The sequence below is a fragment of the Zoogloea sp. genome (assembly GCF_023150065.1).
GTDB lineage: Bacteria > Pseudomonadota > Gammaproteobacteria > Burkholderiales > Rhodocyclaceae > Zoogloea.
In genome coordinates this window covers 1-527 of the sequence record NZ_JAKLLN010000228.1, presented here as the reverse complement: position 1 = coordinate 527, position 527 = coordinate 1, and the positions used below count along the sequence as shown (strand labels likewise).

General features: G+C 72.3%; 1 protein-coding gene. It reads left to right on the top strand.

The genetic code is table 11. From position 1 onward, the window contains the following. Positions 1-527 (top strand): heterodisulfide reductase-related iron-sulfur binding cluster (locus L6Q67_RS24410; protein ID WP_296576384.1); only part of this gene is annotated, 527 nt, incomplete at both ends.

The window sequence follows — 527 nt, the reverse complement described above, 5'->3', positions numbered from 1 at the left end:
AGTACGGCCGGCTGGCCGACATCGGGCGGCACATCGTCGAGCAGCAGGTACCGCGCACCGGCGCCGACAAGCTGAAGCGCGCCGCGCTGCGGGAGTTCGTGCCCAACACCGGCCTGTTCGGTTCGGCGCTGGGCCTTGGGCGGATGTTCAAGCCGCTGCTGCCGCGGGTGATCGCCGAGAAGGTTCCGGCCGCCCAGGCGGCGGGCCCGTGGCCGGCGCCGCGCCACGCCCGACGGATGATCGCGCTGGCCGGTTGCGTTCAGCCGTCCATGCGCCCCGTGATCAACGCTGCCACGGCCCGGGTGCTCGACCGGGTGGGGATTTCGCTGGTCGAGGCGGAGCGGGCCGGGTGCTGCGGCGCCGTCCGCTACCACCTCCACGATCAGGCCGGCGGGCTAGACGATGCGCGACGGAACATCGACGCCTGGTGGCCGGCCATCGAGTCCGGCCAGGTCGAGGCGATCGTCGTCACCGCGTCGGGGTGCGGCGTGCAGGTGAAGGAATACGGCCACCTGCTCAGGCAAGAT